Source organism: Actinoplanes sp. G11-F43 (assembly GCF_050589265.1).
Lineage (GTDB): Bacteria > Actinomycetota > Actinomycetes > Mycobacteriales > Micromonosporaceae > Actinoplanes.
This window is the reverse complement of record NZ_JBNZCE010000014.1, coordinates 1-15,021: the sequence shown is the minus strand read 5'-3', so window position 1 is coordinate 15,021 and position 15,021 is coordinate 1. Positions and strand designations below refer to the sequence as shown.

The window sequence follows — 15,021 nt, the reverse complement described above, 5'->3', positions numbered from 1 at the left end:
GCACGTATCTTTTACCCGTGCGCCGAACCGCCGAGGACACCGCCCTCACCCGGGCCGCCCTGCTCGCCGCCGCCCTGACCGTCTTCGCCGAACAGGGCGTCACCACCGCCCGGCTCGCCGACGTCGCCCAGCGCGCCGGCGTCACCCGGGGCGCCCTCTACCACCACTTCGCCGACCGGACCGACCTCTACACCGCGGTCGTCACCGACGCCTGGGAGACGGTGACCGCGCCGGTCTGGGCCACCCTCGGCGACGGCCTCGCACCGTTCCAGCGCGCCTGGCTCGACCACCTCCGCCAAGATGACCGTTTCCGGTCACTGCTCGCCATCACGGTCAACTCCGGCGTCTCCCTGGCCGCCCTGCCCGGCGCCGCCGAGGCGAAGATCGCCGGCCTCACCGACTGGCGCGACCGCCTCCGCCACCACCTCCCCGAGCAGGCAGCCGACCACGTCATCGCCTGGATGTGCGGGACCGCCCTGCTCGCCGCCACCGATCCCGACCTGCTGCCCACCGACGTCGAATGGCTGGCACGATGACTGATCCGAAACAGACGACCGGGCCGGAACCGGCGAGCGCGAAACCCGCGGCGGCTCTCGGCGTCACCGCGCTCGCCCTCGGCGTCGACATGTTCCTGTACGGCGCCCTCGTCCCCCTCCTGCCCACCCTCCCGGCCGTCGACGGCTCGGCCATCGCGTCCGGAGCGCTCTTCGCCGCGTACGCGATCGCCATGCTCGCCGCCATCCCCCCGGTCGGTGTGTGGGTGGATCGCAGCGGCCCGCGTACCCCCTTCGTCGCCGGTCTCGTCGGCCTCGCCGCGGCAACCGTCCTGTTCGCCCTCGCGACCGGCGCCGGAGGAACCTCCGGTCTGATCATTCTCTGCGCGGCCCGTGCCGCGCAGGGTGTCGCCGCCGCCATCTCCTGGACCGCCGGCCTGTCACTGATCGCCGCCACCCATCCCCCGGCCCAGCGCGGCCGCGCCATGGGCACCGCGCTGTCCGCCATCGGCGCCGGGCTCCTGCTCGGCCCGGCCGCCGGCGGGCTGCTCGCCGACTCGTTCGGCCCACGCGCCCCGTTTCTGCTGGTCGCTGTCCTCGCGGTGGCCGACGCGGCGGCCCGGGTCCTGCTGATCCGCCGGCTGCCGGCACCCGAGCGGACCGGTCCCGCCTATCGGCGGCTGGCCACCGCGCCCCGGTTCCCGCTGCTCGTCACGCTGACCGTGCTGGGGGCGGTGGCGATCTCCTTCCCCGAGCCGGTGCTCCCGCTGCACCTGTTCGATCTCGGTCTCGGGGGCACCGGCATCGGGCTGGCGTTCGCGGCCGCGGCACTGGCCGGTTCGGTGGCCGCCCCACTCGGCGGCATGATCGCCGACCGGATCGAGCCGCGGCGGGTGGCGGCGGCCGGCGCGCTGGTCACCGCGGCCGGTCTGGTGCTGGCCGGGCGGGGTTCGGTGGCGTTCTCGATCACCGGTCTGGTGCTGGTGGCGCTCGGTGCGCAGCTGATCCTGACGCCGACGCTGGTGCTGGTCGGGACCCTCGCCGAGCACGTTCAGCCACCGGCGTACGGTGCCGCGTACGCCCTCTACAACCTCGCCTACACCGGTGGCCTGGCCGTCGCACCGATCGCGGCGGGCTCGCTGGCGGCGACGATGAGCATCCCGGCGGCGACAATCGTGGTGGCCGGGTGCGCGCTACTGGTATCCGGCGTCCTGGCCCGGCCGGTGCGCGGGGTGGTAGAGCCGCTACCTCGAACACCGGGGTCCGCCTGAGGGGACCGGGATCGGGTTCGCTGGCGGCACGCCCGGCGACCCGTTCCAGCACCGGCTCACGCTGCGCAACCTGCGCGCGGTGGCCGCCGGGTTCCACGAGGCCGGCGCGGCGCGGCTGATCCTGGCCGGGGTGGTGCAGAGCCGTGCGGAGCGTGCCGGCTACGAGGCCGCGGTGGGCGTCCCACTCACGGTCTGCCGGCTCGTCATAGACCCTTCTCCGGTACGGGTGAGACTGCGCCGCCGCCATTCCCTGGACCCGTCGCCGTGATCCAGACCCACCGCCCCGACCCGCCACCCCAGCCGAACCCGCCGCGGTCAGGCGGGGCCGGCGCGGTCAGGCCAGGCCCGCGTCGTGGACCAGCAGGGCGATCTGGGTCCGGTTGTCCAGGGCCAGCTTCGTGAGGATGTGGGAGACGTGTGATTTGACGGTGGCCAGTGTCATGTCCAGTTCGGCGGCGATCTCCGCGTTGCCGTGGCCACGGCCGATCGCCAGCACGACGTCGCGTTCGCGCGGGCTCAGGACGGCCAGGGCCGCGCGGGCCGACGAATACGCCCCGGCCCGCACCGCCACCTTGTCCATCAGGCGGCGGGTGATCCGCGGCGACAGGATCGGTTCGCCGTCCGCGACCAGCCGGACCGCCTCGGCGATCCGGGCCGGCGGGGTGTCCTTCAGCAGGAAACCGCCGGCGCCGGCCCGCAGCGCGTGCACGATGTTCTCGTCGGTGTCGAAGGTGGTCAGCACGATCACCTCGGGCGGCCGGGGCCGGGCCCGCAACCGCCGGGTCGCGGTGATCCCGTCGACCCGGGGCATCCGCAGATCCATCAGAACCACATCCGGAGCGTGGGCGTCGGCCACCGCCTGCGCCTGATCACCGTCGGAAGCCTCACCGACGACCACGATCCCGTCGGCGCCGTCGAGCATCATCGTCAGCCCGGCACGCACCAGCGCGTCATCATCGATCACGACGACCCGAATCGGAGGCCTCCCCCCGTCCCCCGGAGCGGTGTGCGCGGCGGGCTGCTCCGGGACCGGGTTCACGCCGGCCATGGTATCGACGCACGCAGCTGGAACTCCCCGGCCGACACACCGTGGTCCAGGACCCCACCGGCCAGACCGACACGTTCGGTGAGGCCCACCAGCCCGGCTCCCCCGGGCCGGGCATGCGTCCCGCCCTCACCAGCCGGCCGGACGGAGGGCAGCGGGTTGCTGATGTCGATCTCCAGGCCGATGCCGGGGCCACCACGCATCTCCACCCGGACCGGCTGGCCCGGAGCGTGTCTGCGGGCGTTGGTCAGGCCCTCCTGGACCACGCGGTATGCGGTCCGGGCCACCACCGGCGGCGCCTCGGACGGGTCGGTGACACGCTCGTCCACCAGGACCGGGGTGCCTGCCTCGCGGGACTCGCCGACCAGCCGGGGCACGTCGGCCAGCACCGGCTGTGGACGGTGGGGGCCGACGCCGTCCGGGTCGCCGTCCAGGCCGTCCTCGCGCAGCAGGGCGATCACGTCGCGGAGTTCCTCCAGGGCCTGGTGCACGCCGGAGCGGACGATCCCGGCCGCGGTGGACAGTCTCTCCGGTGGGGAGTCCGGGCGGTACTCCAGCGCGCCCGCGAACGTGGCCAGCAACGACAGGCGGTGCGCCAGGACGTCGTGCATCTCCCGGGCGATCCGGCGGCGCTCCAGCATCCGCGCCTCGGCGACCCGGCGGCCCTGCTCGGCCTCCGCCCGGCGGGCCCGCTCCTCCAGCGAACGGATCAGCGCCTCCCGGGCCCGTGCCCAGGCACCCCAGCCGAGCAGCGCGCCGTAGGCGAGGGTGATCAGTGCGAGCCACCAGCCGTACGACATCCCGCCGTTGGCCCGCCAGGCGCCCTGCACCGCGTGAGCGGCGAGACCGACCGCGCCCACCGCGACCGCCGCCGGGAACGGCCGCCGCCGCGCCACCTGCAACGCGCCCATCGTGGCCGGCGGGGTCGCCGCCGGGGACATCGCGGACAGCAGGCCGAGCAGCACCGCGCCGGCGACCGGCCGCCACAGGATCATGGGGGTGAGCGCCCAGGCGAGCAGACCGGCGGCGACGTCCAGGGCGAGCATCCGCCCGCCGGCCCGCCCACCCCACACACCGAGGATCGTCACCGCGACGAGTGGCCCGGCCGTGGTCGTGACGACGGCGACGGCACGCGCGCTCACCCGATCCGGCCGAACGGCAGAACGCGCCCGGCCCCGCCAGGTGTCCGGGCGCGCCCGATCCGGCTGGTTCTGCTTCATGGAGCGAGGTTAATCTCCAGCTCAGGGGCGGCGACACCATCCAAAGTAGGTGGGGCCGTCTCCCCCGGGAGGATGTGCCGGACCGCGGCCGGGCGGGAGTGTGTGCGGCATGACGAAGACTCGTACCGGACGTGTCCTGACCATCGCCCTCGCCACCGCCGGATCACTCCTGCTGTGGGCGGCCGGCGCTCCGCTCAGCGGCCGTGAACTGCTCGTCGGGCAGGGCGGCACCGTCACCCCGATCGGGCCGGACGCCATCGTCCCGGCCGCCGTGATCGCCGGGGTGGCCGCCTGGGTGCTGCTCGCGATGCTGGAACAGGCCGGGCGGCAGCGCCTCTACCGGCCGATCGCGTCGGTCGTGCTGGTGCTGTCGCTGGCCGGGCCGTTGACCGCGGCGGTCGATCCGGCGACCGCGCTGTCGCTGGCCGGGCTGCACACGACGGTCGGGATGGCCCTGATCATCGGTCTGCCGGGGCTCGGCTCGCACGCCGCCGGGTGTAAGGCAGTGCGAACAGGTACAGCCCGGTGACCATCAGCAGCAGCAGCGGCGCCAACGGTGTGTAGGCCACCCATTCCACCGGGTCCTCCATCGCGAAGGCGACGAATGTGGCGACGACGGTGGCGGTGAAGACGATCGACGTCCACCGGTGGAACTGCCTGATCCGCTTCCGCATGACGACCTCCCGGGCCGGGTTCGCTGGCTACCCGTAAGACGCTAGTGAAACGGCCCGGCCTGGCACTTCTCGATTCCTGACCGACCCGGCCGGGCAGTGCGGGCGAGCGGCGCGGGCGGCAAGCCACGCGGGCGGGCGGTGCCGGCGGTCCGGGCGGTGCGGGCGGTGCGGGACGGCTCCGCGGGCGGTGCGGGTCAGGCCCAGCGGACCGTGGTCAGTTCGGCCAGGCCGGAGATCTCCAGCAGCGGGGCCAGCAGCGGGCCGGTCCGGACCTCGATGTGGTCGGCCTGGGTGAACAGGGCGGCCAGGCCGGCACTGTCCAGGTACTGCACCGCGGTCAGGTCCACCGTCAACGGCCGGCCGGCGGCCGCGGACACCGCCGAGGCCAGGGCGGTGGCGAACGTCTCGGCGTTGCTCATGTCGATCTCACCGGCCGCGGCGAGGACCGGGCCGGGGCCGGTGGTGAGGGTGAGCGCGGTGGTCATCAGAGAATCCTCGCCTGCATGTCGACGATGGTGCCGGTGGCTCCGGAGGTGACGGTGACGGCGTTCATGAAGGCGCGCATCAGCTTCAGACCCCGGCCACGGTACGGGTTGGCGGCCGGGTCGGGGGCCTTCCACAGCCCGGTGTCGGTGATGATCACCCGCAGGTCACCGGCGGTGGCGGCGGCCCGCAGGCGGATGCTTCCACCGGGGTGGCCCCGGTGCCCGTGCTCGATCGCGTTGGCGCATGCCTCACCGGCCGCCACCAGGATGTTCTGGGTGGTGGCCGGGTCGATGCCGCAGCGTTCCAGCCAGCCGCGCAACGCCGACCGGACCGGGGCGAGACGGCCGGATTCGGCGGGGAACTCCAGTTCCAGCGGGCCGGGATGGCGGTAGAGCAGCACGGCCACGTCGTCGTCGTAGCCGTTGTCGGGGGTGAGCCGGTCCATGATCTCGGTGGCCAGGTCCTCGATCGGGGTGCCGAGGCCGTGCCGGACCGCGGTGCTGGCCTCACCGATGCCACTGGACAGTGGCCGGCGGCGGCGCTCGACCAGGCCGTCGGTGTAGAGCAGCAGCGTGGCACGGGCGGGCACGGTGTACTCGGCTTCCGGACGGTCGGCTCCCGGCCGTACCGCGACCGGTCTTGATCTGCCCTGGTCCAGGAGATGGATGTGGCCGTCCGGATGACCGACGATGGCCGGTGGATGGCCGGCGCTGGAGTAGATCAGGTGGCCGGTGGCCGGGTCGAGGACGCCACAGAAGACGGTGGCGCAGGCCGCGCCGGGCAGCATCGCGGCGAACACGTCCAGTGACATCAGGGCGCGGGCGGGGCTGGAGTCGCGCAGCAGCAGGGCCCGGCAGGCGCTGCGCAGCTGGCCCATCACGGCGGCCGCCTCCAGGCCGTGCCCGACGCAGTCGCCGACGACGATGCCGATCCGGCCGTCGTCGAGTTCGATGGTGTCGTACCAGTCGCCGCCGACCTTGAGCGGCCGGGTGGCCGGCTCGTAGCGGACCGCGAATCCGCTGGGCAGCCGGTCCGGGCCGAGGATGGCCCGTTGCAGGGCGAGGGCGGTCTCCCGCTGCTGGTCGATCTGGTGGATCCGCTGCAGGCCCTGGCCCAGGTGGCCGGCGAGCAGCGCCAGCAGGGTCTCGTCGGCGGTGGCGAACGGCCGCGCCGGGTCCGGCTCGATCCACAGGACCATGGTGCCGTCCGGGTGTTCCAGGGTGATGCCGGAGCCCGTGCCGGTGACCGGGGTGAGCACCGGCAGGCCGCGCAGCTCCAGCAGCTCGGCGCGCCGCGGCTCGGGCAGGGCGGTCCAGGTCAGGGCCGGGTCGGTGGCGGTGACGACGGGGTCGTCGCCGGCGCCGAAGACGGCGGCCAGCACATGTTTCGCCTGCCAGATCTCGCGCATCTCGGCGAGGACCGCGATGAGGGCGCCGCCGACGTTCTCCGCCGCGGACAGCCGCAGGCCGAGGGCCGCGAGCGCGGCGTCCCGCTGGACGGCGTGGTGTTCGGCGGTGACGTCGCGGAAGGTGCCGACGGTGACCCGGCGGCCGGTGTCGGGATCGCGGACCTGGTTGAACGCGGCCGCCGCCCACAGCCGGCGGCCGTCACGGTGCACGACCGGGATGGTGTACGCGCCGAACGGCTGGTCGAGCAGCATGGCGAACGCGTCGGCGACGGCACGGTGGCCGTCGGCGTCGGTGTCGCGGTCCGGCCACCACGGGTGCACCGGAAGGTACGGCAGGCCCTCCGGCCCGTACCCGAGGATGTCGGTGAACGCGCTGTTGATCTCGATGATCGCGCCGCTCTCGTCGCAGACGAAGAACGCCTCCTGCAGCGAGTCGATCAGCGCGGTCCGCCAGCGCGCGTGATGGTTGCGCAGCCGGGCCAGTTCGACGTTGGCACGCACCCGGGCCAGCAGCTCGGCGGCCGAGAACGGTTTGACCAGATAGTCGTCGGCGCCCGCGTCCAGGCCCTCGATCGACTCCTCCTGGCCGGCCCGGGCGGACAACAACAACACCGGAGTGCCTGCCGTACGCGGATCCGACCGCAACGCCGTGACCAGCCGCAACCCGTCGAGCCGTGGCATCATCACGTCACTGACCACGATGTCGGGGACGTCGGTGCGGGCCGCTTCCAGCGCGAACTGCCCGTCCACCACCGCGGTCACCCGGTGACCGGCCGAGCGCAGCAGCCGGGTCAGGTAGTCGCGCATGTCCGCGTTGTCGTCGGCCACCAGCACCGACGCGCCGCCGGTGGACGCCGCCGCGGCCACCGGCTCCGGTTCCGGCGCCTCGGACGGCAGCCAGCGCAGCGCCTCCTGCAGGAACGGGTCGGCGTTGGCCGACAGCGGCGTGCCCGGCGAGGCGGGGACCTCGGTGTACGACGGCAGGTGCGCGTGACCGAACGGCAGCAGGATGACGAATGCCGTACCGCGGCCGGTCTCGCTGTGCGCGGTGATCGTCCCGCCGTGCAGCCGGACCAGCTCCTGGACCAGCGCCAAACCGATGCCGCTGCCCTCGTTGGAGCGCGAGCGGGCGTTCTCGATCCGGTGGAAACGCTCGAACAGCCGCGGCATCTCGGTGGCCGGCACGCCGACGCCGGTGTCCGCGACGGTCACCACCGCGTGCTCCCGGTCGGCGCGCACGGTCACCCGGACGCCGCCGTCGAAGGTGAACTTGAGGGCGTTGCTGAGCAGGTTGAGGACCACCTTCTCCCACATGCCGCGGTCCACGTGCACCGGGCCGGGCAGCGGCGGGCAGTCCACCTCGAACGTCAGGCCGGCCCGTTCGATCGCCGACCGGAACGCGCTGGCCAGCTCGGCGGTGGCGGCGGACAGGTCGACCGGCTCGTACCGGGCCTGCATCCGCCCGGCCTCGATCCGGGAGAAGTCGAGCAGCGTGTTGACCAGCTTGCCCAGCCGCAGACCGTTGCGGTGGATCAGTTCCAGTTCCTCGCGGACGTCGGCGCCCTCGCCCACCAGACGGTTCCGCAGATCCGCCACCGGACCCATGATCAACGTCAATGGGGTACGGAATTCGTGGCTGATGTTGGAGAAGAACGTGGTCTTGGCCCGGTCCAGCTCGGCCAGCTCCTCGGCCCGCAACTGCTGGGCCCGGTAACTGCGGGCGGCGGCGATCCCGGCCGCCACGTGACCGGCGGCCAGCTCCAGGAACCCGCGGTAGCCGTCGTCGAACGGGCGGAACCGGTTCAGGGCGGCCACCAGGAAGCCGTACGGCGTCCCGCCCTGCCGCAGCAACGGCAGCACCAGCGCCCGCTCCGGCGGATCCGGCCAGTCCCCGGACGGCAGCCCGGTGAACGGCTCCCCCACCAGGTCGACGAGCACCGCCTCACCGTCCGCCAGCCGGGCCGACGGCCACACCCCGGGAGCCGTCGCCGGATGTCCCTCGGCGATCCCGGTCGACGCGGCCAGCCCGGCCCGCCCGTCGGCGTCGAACAGGTAGGTGAGGGTGAACGGCAGGTCACCCAGGTTGCGCTCGAGCTGCCGGCTGGAGAAGGCCAGGGTCTCCTGCTCGGTCCGGGCCACACTCGGATCCGAGCCCAGGTCGCGCAGCGTGCGCATCCGGCGCTCGCCGATCACCTGCTCGGTGTCCTCGCGGACCACACAGAGCATGCCGATCAGGGCGCCGTCGTCGTCGCGCAACGGGCTGTAGGAGAACGTGTGGTACGACTCCTCGCGGTAGCCGGACCGGTTCAGGAACAGCAGCAGGCCCTCGTCCCAGGTGGCCTCGCCGGTGCTGAGCACGGTGTCGATCCGGGGGCCGATGTCACCCCAGATCTCCGCCCACACCTCGCTGGCCGGGCGGCCGAGCGCCCACGGGTACTTGTCGTGCAGCGTGTCCCGGCGGTACGCGGCGTTGCAGAAGAAGGTGAGCCGCGGGCCCCACGCCATCCACATCGAGAACCGTGACGACAGCAGGATGCTCACCGCGGTCTGCAGGCTCAGCGGCCACTGCTCGGGTGGGCCCAGCGGTGTCGCCGCCCAGTCGACTCGGGCCAGATCCGCACCCACCTCGGGATCCGCCGAGAAGGCGTGCGGGGTCAGCGGACGCTCGGTACCGCTCATCGCTGCAGCTGTCTCCTCACCTTGGCGCCGGACCGACGCCATCACGGTAACGGGACAGTCCCGGTTCCGCTGGGTCAGGTCAACCCTCCGGGCTACCCTCTTCTCCGATCACCGGCCGTTCAATCGTGGCCATCCCCCGAAGATCAAAACACCTTCCACGATTCGGTACGCCGGGTGGCGGGCGTACAGTCCAGGTACTAGTCAAAAAATTGACTATCCAGGAGGCCCTGATGCACCCCTTCCGGCAAGCCGTCGAGGCCCGCGACACCGCCGCGATCGAGGCGCTGCTCGCGGAGAACGTCGTGTTCACCAGCCCGGTGGCACACAAGCCGTACCCCGGCCGGCCGGTCACCGCGGCGATCCTGCGGGCCGCGATGCGGGTGTTCCAGGACTTCCGCTACATCCGCGAGATCGACGGCGGCAGCGACCACGCCCTGGTCTTCGAGGCCACCGTCAACGGCCGCTCGGTGACCGGTTGCGACTTCATCCACGTCGACGGCAATGGGCTGATCGACGACTTCATGGTGATGGTCCGCCCCCTCTCCGCCGCGACGGCCCTGTCCGAGGCGATGGCCGCCGAGTTCCCCCGCATCCAGCGGGAGGCCACCGAGGCGCTGACCGAATCGGCCTGACCACGGCTACCCGCGCGGCATCCGCTCCAGGTCACGCGGCACCTCCGTCGGAGGCGACGTCCCGCACATCGCCCCCGAGCGATTCCTCGGTCCCGGACCGGATCAATCATGCCCGGTCACACGGACGGCCGGGCAGCCCCGCATGCGGGTGGCCGGGGTGGGGGTGGCAGGGTCTCGGGGCATGGACCTGACCGTGATCCTCGGCCCGATGAAGGGCGGCAAGTCGCTGGAGATGATCAGCCTCTTGTCGCCGCTGGAGCATGCCGGTATCCCGCACCGGATCTACCAGTCGGCCCGGCACGGGCGGGACACCGCGGTGACCTCCCGGTCCGGCGGCAGCCTGCAGACGGTGAAGGTGCACTCGCTGGCCGGGGCCGCCGACGGTGAGGTCGAGTGGATCGGGGTCGACGAGATCCACATGTTCACCGTCGACGACATCGCCGAGCTGGGGGTCGCGGTCCGGCGCGGGATCAAGGTGGTGGTGGCCGGCATCGACCTGGACCATCGGGGGCTGCTGTTCGCGCCGGTGCGGGCGCTGTTCGAGCTGGCGCCGGAGCGGGTGATCTACCGGCGGGCGGTGTGTGACGTGTGCCGGTCGCTGGACGCCACGCACACGCAGGTGCTGGAGCACGGCAAGCCGTTCATCCGCGAGCTGGCGCCGTCGACCCCGCTGCCCGATGACGGGACCTACTCGTACGAGGCCCGGTGTCGTCGTTGTGTGGTTCTGCCGTAGAGGAGGAAGACCTCAGGCCGCGATCTCGACCGTGCCCTTGCCCCGGTGCTTGGCGCGGTACATGGCCTGATCGGCGACGTTGAGCACCTGGCCGGCCTCGCCGACGGCCAGGCCGACGCTGGCCCGCACGGTCGCCTGGTCGCCGGAGGGCAGCCGGCACGGGGCGCCGAGCAGCCCGACGAGCCGGTCGGCGACCGCCGCGTACCCCTCGTCCCGCCGGTCGTCCAGCAGCACCGCGAACTCGTCGCCACCGAGCCGGGCCACCAGGTCGCCGGGGCCGAGGCTGGCCCGGAGCCGGCGCGCGGCCTCGACCAGCACCGCGTCTCCGGCGGCATGGCCGTACCTGTCGTTGACGGGCTTGAAGTCGTCCAGGTCGATCAACAGGACGCCGACCGGGCCGCTCGTCTCGTCGAGGCGGTTGAGGAAGCGCGCGCGGTTGGCGAGCCCGGTGAGGCTGTCGGTGAACGCCATGGTGTGCAGGCGCTGGGCCAGGCTGTCCCGTTCGGCCAGGAGTTTCGCGTTGTCGATGAACGCGATCAGCTGCCGGGCCACCACGATGGCGGTGCAGATCAGCGCGCCGATCTGGATGATCCAGGCGCGGGCGTCCAGGCCGCGGGTCACCAGCGTGACCACGAGCAGGGTGTAGATGCCGGCCAGCGCGACGTAGGGCAGCAGACTGTACGGGCGCAGGCGCGCCACCGGCACGGCGTGGTATCCGGCGCGGTAGTGGCCGTACTGCAGCCAGGCCGCGATCAGCAGCAGCAGGTGGGCGGCGAGGGTGAGGGCGAAGACCGGTCCGGGGCGGCCGGCGCGGGCCAGTTCGGGGCCGAGGGTGCGGGCGGTGGCCTCCAGGACCGCGGCGAGCGGGCCGAGCACCCCGACGTACCACGGGAAGGGCGCCGAACCGCTCAGGTAGAGGCGTCCCACGGCGAAGGCCACCAGGGTCGCCACCACCGGCCCGGCGACCACTCCGGCGACGGCTCCGGCGGCCAGCACCCCGGTCACCGACCAGTAGAGGCCGATCGCGCCGACCGCGGTGACGATGGTGGCGAGGTCGAGCTGGTAGCAGAGGCGGACCCGGCCGGAGCGGTACGGCAGCGGGTAGGTGGCCATCACGCCGATGATGATGGTGCCGCCGAGGCCGAGCCCGATGGTCCGGGCGAGCCCGGTGCCGGACTGCGCCGACGCCGACAGCGGGTCGGCGATGGCGGTGACCAGGTGAATCCCGTCGGCCACGGCGAAGACCGAGGCGGCGACGATGAAGGCCCGCCAGAAGCGCTTCTCCGGCGCGGTGTCCGGGATCATCCGGTTGACCAGGTAGGAGTACCCGGTCATGCCGGACACCAGCACCGTCACCGCCAGCCAGCACAGGATCGCCGGCGCCGCGGGACCGATCCGGCCGTCCACCAGGACGACGCCGAGCGCCACGGTCAGGGCCGCGGCGCCGATGGGGACGGCGGTATCGGCTCGACCCCGCACGGCTGGTGACATGGACACGACGCCTCATCGGCCGGAACCGGCGCGGGATGAGACAACACCGGGCCGGACGGTTTCCGGGGGTGCGCCGTTCCGCTGAGCGCGGTAGCTTGACCACGCCGGTATCCCGGCCGCCGGCACCGAGAGCCATCACTTCGTGAGGAGAACCGATGGCACGACTCACCGATGTGCTCATCGTCGGCGCCGGCATCTCCGGGATCGACGTCGCCTACCGGATCCGCGAGGCCCGCCCCGACCTAACCATCCGGATCCTGGAGGCCCGGTCGACGATGGCGGGCACCTGGGACCTGTTCCGCTATCCCGGAGTGCGCTCGGACTCCGACTTCTTCACCCTCGCCTTCCCGTTCCGTCCATGGCACGGCACGCAGTCGATCGTCGACGGCGAGACCATCCGCCGATACGTCCACGACACGGCACGAGAGACGAGGATCAACGACCTGATCGTGTACGGCACCCGGGTCACGTCCGCGGAATGGTCCACCACCGCCGCCCGCTGGCACGTCGGCACCGGCAACGGCGCGTGGACCGCCCGCTTCCTGGTCTTCTGCACCGGCTACTACGACTACGACATGCCGCACGACCCCGAGTTCAAGGGCCTGGACGAATTCACCGGCCGGGTCGTCCACCCCCAGCACTGGCCGGACGACCTGGACTTCACCGACCGCCGGGTGCTGGTCGTCGGCTCCGGGGCGACGGCCGTCACGCTGGTCCCGGCGATGGCGCGGACCGCGGCACACGTGACCATGCTGCAGCGGACCCCGGCCTACGTCCTGGCCCAGCCCCGCCGCGACCGGATCGCCGGCGCCCTCCGGCGGGTCCTGCCCCCGGCGGCCGCGTACCGGCTGGCCCGGTCCAAGAACATCACCATGCAGTGGCTGCTCTACCGGGCCTGCCGCCGCTTCCCCGCCCTGATGCGCGGGCTGCTGCGCAAAGGTGTGATCGCCGGAACCGGCTCGGCGGCGATCGCCGACCGCGACTTCAACCCGCCGTACGCCCCCTGGGATCAACGGCTCTGCATCGTCCCCGACGGCGACCTGTTCACCGCGGTCCGGGACGGCACGGCCTCGGTGGTGACCGCCCGCATCGACCGGTTCGTGCCCGAGGGAGTCCAGCTGGAGGACGGGCGCACCCTCCCGGCCGACGTCGTCGTCACCGCGACCGGGCTGCGCATCCAACTGCTCGGCGGCGTGACCATCCACCGCGACGGCGCCCCCGTCGACCTGTCGGAATCGGTCGCCTGGCACGGGACGCTGCTCAGCGGACTGCCCAATCTGGCCGTCTGCATCGGCTACATCAACCTGTCCTGGACGGTCCGGGCCGACCTGACCGCGCGGCTGCTCGCCCGGCTCCTGCGGCACATGGGCGACCAGGGCTCGACGGTGGTGACACCGGTGGTGCCGGCCGATCCCGGGGAGACGTTCCCGTTCATGCGGATGGACTCCGGCTATCTGAAACGGTCAGCCCACCTGATGCCGCGAGCCACCGCCCGCTATCCGTGGGCGATCCGGCAGGACGTGATGGCCGACGCCTGGGCCACCAACCGAGCCGACCTCACCGACGGCCTGGTGTACGGATGAGGGCCGTCGCCGTCCACGACACGGTGCTGTCGGTGGTCGAACGGCCGACCCCCTCGCCGGGCCGCGGACAGGTGCTGGTGAAGGTGCTGCGGGCCGGGATCTGCGGCTCCGACCTGCATGTTCGCCACGACGCGGAGGCCGGCGCGGACATCGCCGCCGAGGTCGGCTACGACGGGTTCATGCGGCGGTCCGACGAGGTGGTGCTCGGGCACGAGTTCACCGGCGAGATCGTCTCGTACGGGGCGGGCTGCCGGGCACGATGGCGGGCGGGCACCCGGATCGTCACCCTGCCGCTGATCCGCGTCGACGGCGAGGTGCACATGACCGGCCTGTCCACACACGCACCGGGTGGATTCGCCGAGTACGTGCTGACCGACGAGGACGCGTTGATCCCCGTACCGGATGGTCTCGATGTCGATCTGGCGGCGCTGACCGAACCGCTCGCCGTCGCCCACCACGCCGTCCGGATGGGTGGTGTCCGCCGCCACGACCCCGCCGTGGTCATCGGTTGCGGCCCGATCGGGCTCGCGGTGATCCTGATGCTGAAAGCCGCCGGGGTGCGGCACATCGTGGCCGGCGACTACTCACCGTCCCGGCGGGAGCTGGCGAGACGATGCGGCGCGCAGACCGTCGTCGACCCGGCGGTCGACTCGCCGTGGGCGCATCTGGGCGAGCGGGCCGGGTTGGTGCGCAGCGCGCCCGCGTACTACGGCGCCGGCCTGGAGGCGTTGCACGCGCTGCGCGCCGTCCGGTTCCTGCCATGGCGCCGGATCATGCGAACGGCGAAACGATTCGGGGCCGGCCCGAGAGGCCCGGTGGTCTTCGAATGCGTCGGCCTGCCCGGCGTGATCGAGGACATCGTGTCGAACACCCCGTTCCTGTCGACGGTGGTCGTGGTCGGCGTGTGCATGCGCCCCGACACGTTCCGCCCGACGATGGCCGTCAACAAGGAACTCCAGCTCCGCTTCTCCTTCTGCTACGACCCCGCCGACTTCGACGAGACGCTGACGATGATCGCCCGGGGCCGGGTGAACGCACGCCCCCTGATCACCAGCGTGATCGGCCTGGACGAGGTCCCCGCGGCTTTCGGCGCCCTGGCCGCCGGCCGAGAGGCCAAAGTCCTGATAGACCCGTCCCGCTGACGGCGAGTACGGCCCGTGTGCCGCGTTCCGGCGCGGTTCGCACCGGAACGCGGCACGCAACAGGGCGCACCGAACGCGGCACACGACAGGGAGCGGCGCACCGGACGCGGCACACGACGGCGAGCGGCGCACCGGAACGCGGCACACGACGGGGAGCGGCGCA

At 72.7% G+C, this 15,021-nt stretch carries 13 protein-coding genes; 8 read left to right on the top strand and 5 right to left on the bottom strand.

What is annotated here, in order from left to right; all coding sequences use genetic code 11:
* Positions 1 to 17 precede the first annotated feature (17 nt).
* The 3 genes from ACQ0O7_RS15385 to ACQ0O7_RS15375 all read left to right on the top strand — a co-directional run bounded on the left by ACQ0O7_RS15385 (position 18) and on the right by ACQ0O7_RS15375 (position 2,033).
* The gene (locus ACQ0O7_RS15385) at positions 18 to 536 is read left to right on the top strand and encodes a TetR/AcrR family transcriptional regulator (protein ID WP_430782730.1); all 519 of its coding nucleotides are present in this window, start codon (positions 18 to 20) and stop codon (positions 534 to 536) included.
* The gene (locus ACQ0O7_RS15380; protein ID WP_430782729.1) at positions 533 to 1,765 is read left to right on the top strand and encodes an MFS transporter; all 1,233 of its coding nucleotides are present in this window, start codon (positions 533 to 535) and stop codon (positions 1,763 to 1,765) included. The genes ACQ0O7_RS15385 and ACQ0O7_RS15380 overlap by 4 nt, the downstream gene beginning before the upstream one ends.
* A gap of 79 nt (positions 1,766 to 1,844) precedes the next feature.
* Entirely contained in the window at positions 1,845 to 2,033 is a 189-nt protein-coding gene (locus tag ACQ0O7_RS15375) for a hypothetical protein (protein ID WP_430782728.1), read from the top strand.
* Positions 2,034 to 2,099: 66 nt separating this feature from the next.
* Here the strand turns inward: ACQ0O7_RS15375 and ACQ0O7_RS15370 are convergent, their stop codons facing one another.
* Complete coding sequence (locus ACQ0O7_RS15370; protein WP_430782727.1) at positions 2,100 to 2,813, bottom strand: response regulator; 714 nt, start codon at positions 2,811 to 2,813, stop codon at positions 2,100 to 2,102.
* Positions 2,801 to 4,030, bottom strand: a complete 1,230-nt coding sequence (locus ACQ0O7_RS15365) for a sensor histidine kinase (RefSeq protein WP_430782726.1) — start codon at positions 4,028 to 4,030, stop codon at positions 2,801 to 2,803. The genes ACQ0O7_RS15370 and ACQ0O7_RS15365 overlap by 13 nt, the downstream gene beginning before the upstream one ends.
* A gap of 109 nt (positions 4,031 to 4,139) precedes the next feature.
* On the opposite strand from ACQ0O7_RS15365, the gene ACQ0O7_RS15360 reads away from it, so the two are divergent.
* Positions 4,140 to 4,559 carry a DUF6069 family protein gene (locus tag ACQ0O7_RS15360; RefSeq protein WP_430782725.1) on the top strand — a complete coding sequence of 140 codons (420 nt, stop codon included), beginning with the start codon at positions 4,140 to 4,142 and terminating at the stop codon, positions 4,557 to 4,559.
* A 339-nt stretch (positions 4,560 to 4,898) separates the two neighbouring features.
* On the opposite strand, the gene ACQ0O7_RS15355 is transcribed toward ACQ0O7_RS15360, so the two are convergent.
* Together ACQ0O7_RS15355 and ACQ0O7_RS15350 are read right to left on the bottom strand one after the other, a co-directional pair.
* Positions 4,899 to 5,189: an STAS domain-containing protein gene (locus ACQ0O7_RS15355; protein ID WP_430782724.1), complete on the bottom strand. Its 291-nt coding sequence runs from the start codon at positions 5,187 to 5,189 to the stop codon at positions 4,899 to 4,901.
* Positions 5,189 to 9,277 carry a SpoIIE family protein phosphatase gene (locus ACQ0O7_RS15350; protein ID WP_430782723.1) on the bottom strand — a complete coding sequence of 1,363 codons (4,089 nt, stop codon included), beginning with the start codon at positions 9,275 to 9,277 and terminating at the stop codon, positions 5,189 to 5,191. The genes ACQ0O7_RS15355 and ACQ0O7_RS15350 overlap by 1 nt, the downstream gene beginning before the upstream one ends.
* 230 nt (positions 9,278 to 9,507) lie before the next feature.
* Between ACQ0O7_RS15350 and ACQ0O7_RS15345 the strand changes: the two genes are divergently transcribed.
* Together ACQ0O7_RS15345 and ACQ0O7_RS15340 are read left to right on the top strand one after the other, a co-directional pair.
* The gene (locus ACQ0O7_RS15345) at positions 9,508 to 9,909 is read left to right on the top strand and encodes a nuclear transport factor 2 family protein (protein WP_430782722.1); all 402 of its coding nucleotides are present in this window, start codon (positions 9,508 to 9,510) and stop codon (positions 9,907 to 9,909) included.
* 181 nt (positions 9,910 to 10,090) lie between these two features.
* Positions 10,091 to 10,642, top strand: a complete 552-nt coding sequence (locus ACQ0O7_RS15340; protein WP_430782721.1) for a thymidine kinase — start codon at positions 10,091 to 10,093, stop codon at positions 10,640 to 10,642.
* A gap of 12 nt (positions 10,643 to 10,654) precedes the next feature.
* On the opposite strand, the gene ACQ0O7_RS15335 is transcribed toward ACQ0O7_RS15340, so the two are convergent.
* A complete protein-coding gene (locus tag ACQ0O7_RS15335; protein WP_430782944.1) occupies positions 10,655 to 12,133 on the bottom strand; it encodes a diguanylate cyclase domain-containing protein in 1,479 nt (492 codons plus the stop codon).
* 155 nt (positions 12,134 to 12,288) lie between these two features.
* Here ACQ0O7_RS15335 and ACQ0O7_RS15330 point away from each other — a divergent pair, with 155 nt between their 5' ends.
* Both ACQ0O7_RS15330 and ACQ0O7_RS15325 read left to right on the top strand, forming a co-directional pair.
* Complete coding sequence (locus tag ACQ0O7_RS15330) at positions 12,289 to 13,716, top strand: flavin-containing monooxygenase (RefSeq protein ID WP_430782720.1); 1,428 nt, start codon at positions 12,289 to 12,291, stop codon at positions 13,714 to 13,716.
* Positions 13,713 to 14,858: an alcohol dehydrogenase catalytic domain-containing protein gene (locus ACQ0O7_RS15325; RefSeq protein WP_430782719.1), complete on the top strand. Its 1,146-nt coding sequence runs from the start codon at positions 13,713 to 13,715 to the stop codon at positions 14,856 to 14,858. Before ACQ0O7_RS15330 ends, ACQ0O7_RS15325 begins: the two co-directional genes overlap by 4 nt.
* The last annotated feature ends 163 nt before the right edge of the window (positions 14,859 to 15,021 follow it).